The sequence below is a fragment of the Akkermansia sp. RCC_12PD genome (assembly GCF_036417355.1).
In the GTDB taxonomy this organism is placed as follows: Bacteria; Verrucomicrobiota; Verrucomicrobiia; order Verrucomicrobiales; family Akkermansiaceae; genus Akkermansia.
Genome location: NZ_CP143889.1, coordinates 1,243,151 through 1,255,426 on the forward strand (window position 1 = coordinate 1,243,151; position 12,276 = coordinate 1,255,426).

The window sequence follows — 12,276 nt, forward strand, 5'->3', positions numbered from 1 at the left end:
AGGTTTGCTGTTAGAATTAGAATTGCGGATTCGTATGTAACAGGACGATCCGTTCGTACATACAACCTTTGACACACCCGATATATTCATGAAAACAACCAGATCCTGGCGTTTGTCCTGCACCGCACTGGCGGCAGGCACCGTGATGTGCGGCCTGTCCGCCCATGGCGGGGATGCGCCGCCGTCCGAACCCGCCCCCACCGGGCTGGAGTGGGAGCAAGAGCAGAACCTGCATTTGAACAAGGAGGCCCCCACGGCTTCCTTCATGTCTTTCAGTGATTTGAAATCAGCCCTGAAAGTGCTGCCGGAAAACAGCCAATGGTGGAAGTCCCTGAATGGACAATGGAAATTCCACTGGGCCAAGGATCCGCAGAGTCGCCCGGCCGACTTTTACAAGCCGGATTACGATGTTCAGGACTGGAAGGAGATCAAGGTTCCGGCCTCTTGGCAGACTCAGGGCTATGGCACACCCATTTATTCCAACCAGCCGTATCCCTTTGAACGCTCCTGGCCATATGTGATGAAGGAGCCCTCCAACAAGAATTACACGTCCTACAAGGAACGGAATCCCGTGGGTTCTTACCGCCGCACGTTTGAGGTGCCCGCGGACTGGGACGGCCGGGAAGTGTACATGCAGTTTGACGGTGTGGATTCCTTCTTCTATCTCTGGATCAACGGCAAGTACGTGGGCTTTTCCAAGGATTCACGCAATCCCGCCCGTTTTGACATCAGCCCTTACCTTAAGAAGGGTGAGAATGTAGTGGCCGCAGAAGTGTACCGCCATTCCGATGGCGCCTATCTGGAATGCCAGGATATGTTCCGCCTTTCCGGCATTTTCCGGAATGTTTCCATTTTCGCTCTGCCGAAGGTGCATGTGCGCGATTTTTTCGTGCATACCAATCCGGCGGACCAGAAGGACTGGGCCCTGAACATTGACCATGCCAAGCCCGGCACCGTGGACGGCGACTGGCGCCTCCAGGTGGACGTGGATGTGCGCAACCTGTTCCCGGCCACGCAGAAGCTGGATGACTGCACCATTTCCATGGCCCTCTACGATTCCGCCGGGAAACTGGTGGAACCCGTGAAGCCCAAGGACGCTCCCTACGACGGCGTGATGGAAAAGCCTCTGCGCATTACCGGCATGAAGGATTTCAAAACTTCCCTGCTGGGCATTTATTCCAAGCCGAAGCTCTGGTCCGCGGAAGACCCCAACCTGTACACTCTGGTGCTGACGCTGAAGCGTGACGGCAAGACGGAGGAAATGGTTTCCTCCCGCGTGGGTTTCCGCAATGTAGTGATCAAGGACAGCGTGTTCCTGGTGAACGGCCAGCCGGTGAAGGTGAAAGGCGTGAACCGCCATGAAAGCCATCCGGAAACCGGGCACTACGTGACTCCGGAACAGATGGAGCAGGAAGTGCAGATGATGAAGAGAGCCAACATCAACCATGTGCGCTGTTCCCATTATCCGGCGGATCCCTATTTCTACTATCTCTGCGACAAGTACGGCATTTACGTGCAGGACGAGGCCAACATCGAGTCCCACGGCTACTACTACGGCAAGGAGTCCCTTTCCCACCCCATCGAATGGATGCCGGCTCATGTGGACCGCATCATGGCGATGGTGGAGCGCAACAAGAACCATCCCAGCGTGATTATGTGGTCTCTGGGGAATGAGGCAGGACCCGGCCAGAATTTCCGCAGCGCGGAAAAGATCGTGAAGGCCAGGGACATGTCCCGCCCCACCCACTATGAGCGCAACAACGACATCGTGGACCTGGGTTCCAACCAGTACCCCTCCGTGGACTGGACGCGCTCCATGGCGGGCAACAAGAATTTCCCGAAGCCCTACTACATTTCCGAGTACGCGCACAACATGATGAACGCCATGGGCAACCTGGCGGATTACTGGGAGGCCATCGAGTCCTCCGACCGCATCATGGGCGGCGCCATCTGGGACTGGGTGGACCAGGGGCTGTACAAGACCCTGCCGAACGGTGAGAAGATGCTTGCCTACGGCGGCGACTTCAACGACCATCCCAACAGCGGCCAGTTCGTGTTCAACGGGACCATCCTGGCGGACCGCACGCCGGAACCGGGCTACTTTGAGGTGAAGCACGTTTATCAAAACATCTCCACGTCCCTGACGGACGACGGCAAGATTTCCATCTTTAACAAGAATTTCTTCACGGACCTCACCCCGTACGACATCACCTGGACCCTGACGGAGAACGGGAATGTGGTGGCGGAAGGCAAATTGAATACGCCTGCCGCCGGTCCCCGGGAAAAGATCGTAGTGTCCGTACCGGACATTCCCCAGTGGAAGAACCGGAAACCCGGCGCGGAATACGCCCTGCGCGTCAGCTACAAGCTGAAGAAGGACACGGACTGGGCAAAGAAGGGCTATGAACTGGCCTTTGACCAGCTACAGCTTCCCGTGCAGGGAGAACTGCCCATGTTCAAGGCTCCTTCCGGCAAGGTAACCCTCAGCGCGGACAAGCACACCGTGTCCGGCAAGGATTTCTCCGTGCAGTTTGACGCGGCCACCGGGGAACTGACCCAGTTCACCGTGAACGGCAAGCCCCTGTTCAAGACGCCCATGGCGGTGAACGCCCTGCGTGCCGCCTCCAGCAACGAGCCGGGCGTCATGGCCAAGAGCATGGCCAACGGCCTCCGTGAACTGAAGCATGAACTGCTCAGCTATGAAGCCGTGGACAACGGCAGCAGCGTCACCGTCAAGCAGTCCGTCAAGGTAAGCGGCAAGCAGGCTGAAAACATCAGCGGCTATGGAGACACCAAGACCTCCATCACGCCTAAAAAGCAGCCCCTGAATGACACGAACACCCATTTCATCAACAATCTGGAATGGACCATCTACCCGGATGGAACCGTCGTCTGCCAGTCCGTGCTGCTGCCGCGCGGCAATCCCCTGGAGCTGCTGCGCCTGGGGTATGAACTCCAGTTGCCGGCGAACATGGGCAACGTGACCTATTACGGCCGCGGGCCGGAGGAAAATTATGCGGACCGCAAGAGCGGCATGCCTCTGGGCGTGTACAAGACGACGGCCCGGGATTCCTTCTTCCCGTACGGCAGGCCGCAGGACTGCGGCAATCATGAAGACACCCGCTGGGTGGCAGTCACGGACGACAAGGGGCAGGGCCTGCTCTTCGGCTCCGTGGGCGCCCCGTTTGCCTTCTCCGCCCTTCCGTACACCACCACGGACCTGATTCTGGCCAACCATCCCGTGGAACTGCCGAAGACGACGGACAAGACCGTGCTGGTCCTCTCCTCCGCCACGCGCGGCCTGGGGGGCGCCTCCTGCGGCCCCGGCCCCATGAGCAGGGACATCATCAAGGCCAACAAGCCCTACCCGCTGTCCTTCTTCATGCGTCCTGTTACGGCCAAGTCCTACAAGGGTGAAATCCGCGTGCCCGCGGCCCAGCTGGACATGACCATGCTGACCCGCACAGACAAGTACACGGTCAAGAGCGTGACCAGCCAGGAACAGGGCGAAGCGGACGCCGAGTTTGCCATTGACGGCGATCCCGGCACCTTCTGGCACTCCGAATATAACAAGACCGTGACCAAGCACCCGCACGTGCTGGCCGTGGACCTGGGCAAGGAACGGGAGTTTTCCGGAATTACCTATTTGCCGCGCCAGGACGGCAGCACCAACGGCCGCGTGAAGGATTATTCCGTGGAAGTGAGCATGGACGGCGAGAAGTGGCAGCCTGCCGCCAAAGGTTCCTTCCCGAACAATGCGGACCTGCAGCAGGTGAAATTCGCCGCACCCGTAAAAGCCCGCTATTTCCGCTTTTCCGCCCTCAGCGAGGCGGGGGGCAGGGATTACGCCGCCGTGGCTGAACTGGAAATTATTCCGGTGAAGAAGTAGCTTCTGCGGCTCAACCCGCTTGCACGATCGCCCCGCCGTTTTTTTAAGCGCGCGGGGCGGTCCTTTTTCCTTCCTGCAAGGTTGGCAAAGTGCAGCAAGTTCTGGCGCCAGTCGAATAGCATGCGGCCTCCGGCTGCACTTGTATTTAAAGCACATTCGCAGGTATTCGTTCGGCCGCCATTGCCATCAAGGCTTGCGGCGTTCCTGACAGCCATTTCTGAATTAATAGCGGTTTGCGGATGGCATGCGGTTTCATGAGGCTCTTGCCATCCATGTTTTCGTGCATGAAAAAGCCTCCGTACAGAGTAATCCGCACGGAGGCTGATTGGTAAGGAAAGCCTGTTTTTTATCTTCTTCTGCGCATCATCAGGGCCGCCAGGCCAAGCAGGCCCAATGTGGCCGTGGCCGGTTCGGGAATGAGCTGGAATCCATCGGGAGTGTTGTGGCCAAGGATGCATTCAACATACCATTCACTTTCCAGTGCAACAGCTTTATCCCGGGAAAGAAAATCAAGATAATTGGAACCGGGAAAATCCGGATCGGAGGGATAGGTGGCGAGATTGCCATCCTCAGTTTTGCGGAAGACGAATACGGCGATTTCGGTAGATACATCAATGGTTGAGCCGTTGCCGACCATCAGATAAAGAGGGGTATTTTCCAAGGCCAATCCCGTAGGCTGCTGGTATGACCCCGACAGGGAAAAGAGTCCGCCATTGGTAATAGATCCGTTGTCGGAAGGACTGATGTTGAGCGTGCTGACAAAATTGTTCCGAATATCGACTATTTGACTATAGCTCAGATTGCCTTGATCATATTCATTTCCTCCATTGGCCCATTTGGCGTCGTTAAAGTTGTAATTCCAGTTTGTCAGGGTGCCGAGCATGGCACAACCGCTGCTGAGAGGGATTCCCAGGGTATCAGCGATGGAGGTATTATAATTCTCCTCGTTGGAAATGAAGTAATCGCCTGCCTGGACAAGTCCGCCGGCAAGGAAGGAGATTGAAGCAAGCGCACAAGTAAATAAGGAATGGTGGGACATGGTTTACAAAGGTTATTGTTGAGTGGCGATGGAAGAATTAATATTAATGTAGGCTGGAGTCTTGGAAGAGGAAGAAATGGAAAGAACTCCATGGAAGGGGATATCGGACACATCCTGTCCCTTCTCGTCTTCCCAATGGTCTCTCTGATAGGTACATTTTATCATGACGTTCTTGTCACCGAGGGGGACGTAAACGGCATCTCCTGATTGCAGAGTATTCTGTAGCCCGGTTTCCCGGAGGGAGTGGGCCAGGGGAAGCCTTGTGTGGAGCAGCGAATTTTGCCCGGCCAGCAGAAGTTTCTGATGTTTAGGAGATACTTCCCCAATGACGAAAGCCTTGATATCTTCCCCGGCCTTGCGGGTGATGTCCAACGGCTCATGGCCGAAGACGGGCATGCCGCCGACATCCTCCTTGGACCCTCTCCGCATCCATTGCGTTCCGGAGTAATATACCGCCTGTTTGGTGGTTTCCGAGTTGAAAATACTCGCATTGTCGGCGGAAGCCGCAGAGCCGCTTTTCAGCCCGAATTTGTTGTCATCGCCAAGCACGTCATTCAAAGTCCTCGCCTTGCGGAGAACATAGAAATCCGGGGAATTCCCCTTTTTGAGGAATTCGGCCAGAAGGGAGTCGCTTACCTCAATCTCATGCTCCTTCCAGCAGGAAGACGGTTTTTTCCAGCCGTCCCGGTTAAGGGGAAGGGCCACGACCTCGTTGCCGAAGTGGAGGACCAGGATATAGGCGGAATTTTCGTCCATCAATTCATTGAAATTGACGTCCGGGTCCGTGATGGTGACCTTGCTTCCGCTTGAAGTGACATTGTCCGTTTTCAATGTATGCTGCATCAGGGCTTCCGGATGTACTCCCAGCCCCAGGTAATTGGTTTGCTTGGCGTACAGGTCCGTTTGAATATAGCCGCAGGGCGTGCTGTAGGCCGTCTCCGCATGCAGGGTCGCCGAGAAGACCGGAAACAGGGCACAGGTACAGAAACAAGCGGGCAGGCAATGTGCCGGATTCGTAAACATTAATCCATTAAGGGGGAAGGGCATCATTTGTCAATTCAGAAAGGGGAAAACGTTCTGAATTTTCAATTTGGCCTGTTGGATGGTTTTTACCCTGAGGGAGAGAATGATGGAGATTTTTGCTATTTTTCCATGACGTAGCAGGCACTGAAGTTGCTGATTTCGGGCATGCCGGTGGCTTTTTCCACCGTCAGACGGAGTGCGGACGCCTTGATGGGGTCAAAGGACTGGATGCGCTTATGGCCGATGGAAGTTCCCTTGCATACAGTGATCCAGCTACCGTTGACTTTTGCTTCCACGCGGTAGGTGCGCACCCGTTCGCCGTGCCGGATGTTTTCCTGAATGATGCAGTAGTTGACGCTTTGCTCTCCTTTTAATGGAAGGGTAAGCGTTTCCGCATTTCCCGAGACGGAGGCCAGCGGCGTGCCGAAACGGCGCCGGATTTCCTGTCCCAGTTCTTTCAGTCGCTCTACGTCTTCGGGGGGAATCAGCCCGTCCGGGTTCGGCGTCAGGCCGATGATCAGCGTTGCGTTGCGGCCTACGGATTTTTCATATATATCCATCAGATTGGCCAGCGGATAGAGGGCCTTGTCATCATCTCCCGGCTCCCAGAACCATTCGTGGCGGTTGTTGTAGCCGCGCAGGGGAGTGTCCGCCATGGCGGGAACCCAGTGTTTTCCGTCCGGATTCCCGTGCCTCAGGAGTTTGTTATGGTTTGCAGTTTTGTCATTTGCATTGCTGTGGCTGTAGGGATAGGGGAAGCTTGACCAGCAGGGGTAACCCACCGTTCCGCTTTCCGATCCTCCCCACCGCAGGTCCGCCCGGTTCACATTATGGTAGAACAGGCAGCCGGGCTGGTATTTACTGACGATGGGTTCCACATCCGGCCCCAGTCCGTTGGGGTCGTCCGCTCCTCCGTCAAACCAGATCATGAATAATTCCCCGTAGCGGGAGCAAAGTTCCGTCACCATTTTTTCACACAGGCGTTTATACCAGGCCTGGCGGTTGCGTGCGAATTCGCCTTCGCCTTCCGCCTTGAAGTTATGGATGCCCAACAGGGAATTCCAGCGGATGCCGATATAAATGCCCGGCTGGATGCCGTATTTGCGGCAGGAGGTGACAAAGTCGTGCACGATATCGCCTTTGCCGTCTCTCCATTTAACGGCCTTCAGGCAATAGGGATTGGCATCGCTCTGCCATAGTCCGAAACCTGTTTCATGCGTAGCGGTAAGGATGGCGAATTTGGCTCCGGCCGCCTTGGCTGCTGCCAGCCATTGGTCGGTGTCCAGCCGAACAGGATTGAAGATGTTGTAATCTTCCACCGGTTTGACGCGGTTGTTTTCCTGATTGTAGATTTTTCCGTCAAAGACATGCAGATCGTAATGAAAAACCACCCCCATTTCCGCCTCATGCCATTTTAGCTGGTGCGGTGCGGGAACGGCCCCACCTGCGGATGGCGTGGTTTGTCCGCAGGCGAGGAACGGACAAAGAAACGCCAGGATGGTGGATGCCAGTTTTTTCATTTGCCTATGGTGCCAGTTGAATGTCTCCGGTGCCGCCCTGCAGTTTTTCAAATGGTGCAGAGGCTATGTGCAGAGTGTTTTTCTTTAAAAAACACGTTCGGAAAAAATGAATTCTTTCTTTCAATTTCCTCTTTCTGAAAAAGTATGGAACTGCCGGAGCAAAAAGTAGCGTTGGGAAGGGTAAATAAAATTCTTTGTTCCCTGTATTTTCTGGCGGACAAATGAGCTCCCTGTTTCTATTAGGGCAATGGATGGGGGGATGATCGGGAGTGCTTTCAGGAATTTAATAAAATATTAACGTTATTCCGGAGTTCTTTTATTTGCATGGAAAGGAGGAAGTCTCTAAAATGCTTTACAGCCTCAGGGAAGTGTTGTTTTCCTGTACTATTTATGTTTTCGGAAATGCATTCGGACAGCCAGCGGGCGGACAGGATTCTGGCCTCCATCCGGAGGGAGGAATCCCGCCCCGGCCGCGGCCTGCTGAAAATCTTCTTCGGCATGGCGCCGGGAGTAGGCAAGACGTACGCCATGCTGGAGGCCGCCATCCAGGCGGCGGACAAGGGCGTGCAGGTCATGATCGGCGTGGCGGAATCCCATGGCCGGGAGGATACGATGCGCCTTATCAGCAGGCTGCCGCGCCTTCCCATGAAGAAAGTGGCTTACCGGGGCGTACAGATGGAGGAGTTCGATCTGGAGGAAGTGCTGCGGGTGAAGCCCCAGCTCATTCTGGTGGACGAGCTGGCGCATACGAACGTTCCCGGAATGCGTCACAGGAAGCGCTACCAGGATGTGGAGGATTTGCTGGCCGCAGGGATAGACGTTTACACCACGCTGAACGTGCAGCATCTGGAAAGCCGTTCCGATACCGTTCATGACATTACTGCCGCTCCCGTACAGGAAACCGTGCCGGATTCCGTGCTGGCGGAGGCGGACTGCATCCAGTTGGTGGACATCACGCCGGAGCAGTTGCGGACGCGTCTTCAGGAAGGGAAGGTATACAGCGCTCCCCAGGCTTCCGCCGCGCTGGACCATTTTTTCAAGGAGTCCAACCTTACGGCCCTCCGGGAGCTGGCCCTGCGCATCATGGCGGAGAAGGTGGACCATGAGCTGACGGAGGTGCGCACCATTTCCGGGGACCGCTCCATCTGGCGTAGCGGGGAACGGCTGATGGTAGCCGTGGGGCCCAGCCCGTTTTCCGCCCGGCTGGTGCGCTGGACGCGGCGCATGGCTTACGCCCTGAACGCTCCGTGGATTGCCCTTTCCGTGGATACGGGCGTGCCGCTGTCCCCCGAACAGCAGCAGCGGCTGGACGCCAACCTGGAGCTGGCGCGGCGGCTGGGTGCGGAAGTGATCGTGATGCCCGGTTCCGACCTGGCGGAGACGCTGCTCCGCATGGCCTTTTTGAGAAATGTCAGCCAGATTGTGGTGGGCAAGCCGCAAGAGGCTTACCTGTGGGGGCTGGTGCGGCCCATGTCCCTGGTGGACAAGCTGGTAAAGGGGAGCGACCAGATTGATATTTACGTAGTTCCCGCCGCTCCCGGTCCAGTCCGGAACCGGTGGAAGAGCTGGCACCGGGAAACGGGAAAATGTGGCCGGGACTACTGGCTGGCCGCAGGCGTGACGGCGGCCGTTACGGGAATCGGCCTGTTGATTTCCGCGTTTACCGGTTATTTCGCTCCCGGCTTCCTGTATCTGGCGGGAGTAGTGGGCCTGGGCTTTTTCATCCGTTCCCGCTGGGCCATGCTGATGGCCGCTGCGCTGAGCGCCCTGCTGTGGAACCTGCTGTTCATTCCCCCGGTGATGACGTTCAAGATAGAACGGCTGGAGGATGCCCTGATGTGCCTTTTCTTCTTTCTGGTGGCTCTCTCCACGGGGCGGCTCACTTCCCGCCTGAGGGTTCGCGAGCAGGAGGAGCGGGAACGGGAAAAAAAGACGAATGCCCTGTTCCTGTATTCGCGCGCCATTGGGTCCGCCTCGGACGTGCCTTCCCTGATTTCCGTCGCCGCAGGGCAGATCAGCCAGATCATGGGGGTGCGCCTGGCGGTCATGACGCCGGAAGGCAACGGCCGCAGGCTGAAGCTGTGGGAATCCGGGGGGGCTTTTTCCATGGATGACAAGGAATGGAGCGTGGCTGCCTGGTGCCTGGAGCACCGCCGGCCCGCAGGCAGGTTTACGGATACGCTCCCGGTGGCGGAAGGATTTTACCTCCCCATGATGTCCGGGGAGCGCTGCATGGGCGTGCTGGGCGTGAGGCCGGAGGAAGAGGAGCGCCTCACGGCAGGGCAGAAGGATTTGCTGGAAAGCATGGGCGCGCAGCTGGCCATGGCGCTGGAACGTGAAGAACTGCGGGCGGAACGGGCGCGTACGCGGCTCATGGAGGAATCCGAAAAACTGCACCGATCCCTGCTGGACAGCGTTTCCCATGAGTTCAAGACGCCTCTGGCCGTGATTGAGGGCGGCTGTGAGAAGCTGGCCGGGCGCGCCGCGTCCGCGCCGGAGGAACGGGAGGAGTATGGGGAAATCCTGCTGGCCGCACGCCGCCTGCGCCGCCTGGTGAAAAATTTGCTGGACGTGAGCCGTCTGGAATCCGGCGCCCTGAAGCCCAAACTGGACTGGTGCGACCTGGGGGACGTGATTGAAGGAGCCCTGGCCGCCACCAGGGAGGCGCGCCGGGACCATCCCGTGTCCGTCGCCCTGCCGCCGGATTATCCGCTGGTGAAGGCGGATTTCTCCCTGATGGAGCAGGTGCTGGTCAATCTGCTGCTGAATGCGTGCGTGCATACTCCTGCGGGAACCCCCATTACGCTGAAGGGCGGAACCGATCCCGCACGCGGCTTGGTCTGGCTGGATGTCCATGACCTGGGGCCGGGCATTCCCCCCGAACGGGCGGAAACCATTTTTGAGCGCTTCCGGACGACGCGGCCCGGCGGTCTGGGCCTGGGGCTTCCCATCGTGCGCGGTTTCATGGAGGCGCAGCGGGGAGCCGTTACCCTGGTTCCCGTTCCCGCCGGAACCTGTTTCCGTCTTGTCCTTCCCCTGGTGGAGCATGATGATGTTCCTGAAGAATAAACCTCCCCTTCCTGTGTCATGAGCGACCTTCCCGCAGATATCCTGATTATTGATGACGAACGGCAGATACGCCGTCTCCTGAACCTGACGCTGACTGGCGCAGGCTACCATGTCCGCGAGTGTGAAAACGGGCAGCTCGGCCTGAGCGAGACCGCTCTGAAACGGCCGGACGCCATTATTCTGGACCTGGGCCTTCCGGACATCAACGGTCTGGAAGTGCTCAAACAGCTCCGGGAATGGACGCAGGTTCCCATTCTGATCCTGACGGCCTGGGACAGGGAGGATGAGAAGGTGGACGCCCTGGACGCCGGGGCGGACGATTACCTGACCAAGCCGTTCAGCGGCCGGGAACTGCTGGCGCGCCTGCGCGTGATGCTGCGGCGCAACCGGCCGGACAGGGAGCCCTCCGTATTCCGGCTGGGGTCCATCATTGTGGACCTGAGCTCCCGGCGCGTGGAGAAGGGGAAGGAGGAAATCCATCTGACCTCCAAGGAATACGGCATTCTGCGCCTTCTGCTGCTCCATCAGGGCAAGGTGATGACCCACCGCCAACTGCTCCGTGAAATCTGGGGACCCCAGCATGAGGAAGATACACACTACCTGCGGGTGCACATTGCCCACCTGCGCCAGAAGCTGGGGGATTCCGATCCCGAAAACCGCATTATCCGTGCAGAATCCGGCCTGGGGTACAGAATTGTGGCGGACGGAGCTGAATAAATCTTTTTTCCATTTCCGCAGGCCGCGGAAGGTTGCAGCTTTTCATCCATGGCAACCGGAAAATATATTTTTTCATAACGGTTGCAGGGTGTGGCTTAACTTCACGCAGGTTAATATGCTGTGTAGGATTCAGGACGTATTCGATACGTCTTTATGAAGATTACACACACCGCAAGAAACATAGGGGCCGCAGTTCTGGGCTGCGCCATGATGGCAGGAACCGTCTGCATGGGCGGGGAAACGGCCTCTTCCTCCTTGGCCAACGCTCAGGAGGCCGCCATCCCTTCTACGGACACGGACTGGGCTTTCTCCCTTTCCGCGGGCTGGTCCAGCAAATACGTGACGGAAGGGCTGGACTGCCTGCCGGGCAGCGGCATCTGGGAAGTGGCTCCGAGCATCTCCTGGAAAGACCTTACGCTCAGCGCCTGGTACGCCGGGGGGGATTCCTCCAATTATGACGAGCTGGACCTGGTTCTGGGTTACGCCTGGAAGCTGGGGAAGTGGACCGTCAATCCCTGGTATGAGCACCAGTTCTATTTCACGCAGGACTACAACGTAGCCAATCCGGCCCTGACCGTCTCCTATGCCGTGACGGACTGGCTGACCGTGGGGGCGGAAACCCAGGCGAAGGTGGAACACCAGGATTTTGAAGCCTATTACAGCGCCTTTGTGCAACTGGAATGGTCCCCCGTGGAGAACGTGACGGTAACGCCCATGGCCAGGTACGGGTACAACGGCGGTTATAACGTGGACTATGACGACGGCTCCAACTGCATTGACTGGAGCCTGGGCGTGACGTGGCGGTTTGCGGAACATTATTCCCTTTCCGGCTCCGTCAATTATTCCCAGGCGGCTACGGTGCTGCGCCGCAGGGACGCCGGGGACGAGTTCTGGGTGGGCTTCCGCCTGGGCGTGGAATTCTAACGGCGTACTGGCGTCATGGAAAACGGGCTTCCGGAGGGAAATTAACAATTTCTTAATGTCCGGCAGCCCCTTGTTAACTACCCGGAATTTCCGGA

General features: G+C 57.5%; 8 protein-coding genes. 4 read left to right on the top strand and 4 right to left on the bottom strand.

The window, feature by feature from the left end; genetic code table 11:
* Positions 1–88: 88 nt before the first annotated feature.
* Positions 89–3,889 (top strand): glycoside hydrolase family 2 TIM barrel-domain containing protein, encoded by a 3,801-nt coding sequence (locus tag V3C20_RS05210; protein ID WP_202975687.1) that lies wholly within the window; start codon positions 89–91, stop codon positions 3,887–3,889.
* Positions 3,890–4,034: 145 nt separating this feature from the next.
* Here the strand turns inward: V3C20_RS05210 and V3C20_RS05215 are convergent, their stop codons facing one another.
* The 4 genes from V3C20_RS05215 to V3C20_RS05230 form a co-directional block, all read right to left on the bottom strand.
* A complete protein-coding gene (locus V3C20_RS05215) occupies positions 4,035–4,205 on the bottom strand; it encodes a hypothetical protein (RefSeq protein WP_153816307.1) in 171 nt (56 codons plus the stop codon).
* A gap of 30 nt (positions 4,206–4,235) precedes the next feature.
* Complete coding sequence (locus V3C20_RS05220) at positions 4,236–4,928, bottom strand: PEP-CTERM sorting domain-containing protein (RefSeq protein WP_130084837.1); 693 nt, start codon at positions 4,926–4,928, stop codon at positions 4,236–4,238.
* A 12-nt stretch (positions 4,929–4,940) separates the two neighbouring features.
* Positions 4,941–5,951 (bottom strand): hypothetical protein, encoded by a 1,011-nt coding sequence (locus tag V3C20_RS05225; RefSeq protein ID WP_130084838.1) that lies wholly within the window; start codon positions 5,949–5,951, stop codon positions 4,941–4,943.
* Between the two features lie 119 nt (positions 5,952–6,070).
* Positions 6,071–7,471, bottom strand: coding sequence for an alpha-L-fucosidase (locus tag V3C20_RS05230; RefSeq protein WP_130084839.1), 1,401 nt, complete (start codon positions 7,469–7,471; stop codon positions 6,071–6,073).
* 390 nt (positions 7,472–7,861) lie between these two features.
* Between V3C20_RS05230 and V3C20_RS05235 the strand changes: the two genes are divergently transcribed.
* The 3 genes from V3C20_RS05235 to V3C20_RS05245 all read left to right on the top strand — a co-directional run bounded on the left by V3C20_RS05235 (position 7,862) and on the right by V3C20_RS05245 (position 12,181).
* The gene (locus V3C20_RS05235; protein WP_161981343.1) at positions 7,862–10,540 is read left to right on the top strand and encodes a sensor histidine kinase KdpD; all 2,679 of its coding nucleotides are present in this window, start codon (positions 7,862–7,864) and stop codon (positions 10,538–10,540) included.
* An 18-nt stretch (positions 10,541–10,558) separates the two neighbouring features.
* Entirely contained in the window at positions 10,559–11,257 is a 699-nt protein-coding gene (locus V3C20_RS05240; protein WP_130064167.1) for a response regulator transcription factor, read from the top strand.
* 153 nt (positions 11,258–11,410) lie between these two features.
* A complete protein-coding gene (locus V3C20_RS05245) occupies positions 11,411–12,181 on the top strand; it encodes a TonB-dependent receptor (RefSeq protein ID WP_130084841.1) in 771 nt (256 codons plus the stop codon).
* The last annotated feature ends 95 nt before the right edge of the window (positions 12,182–12,276 follow it).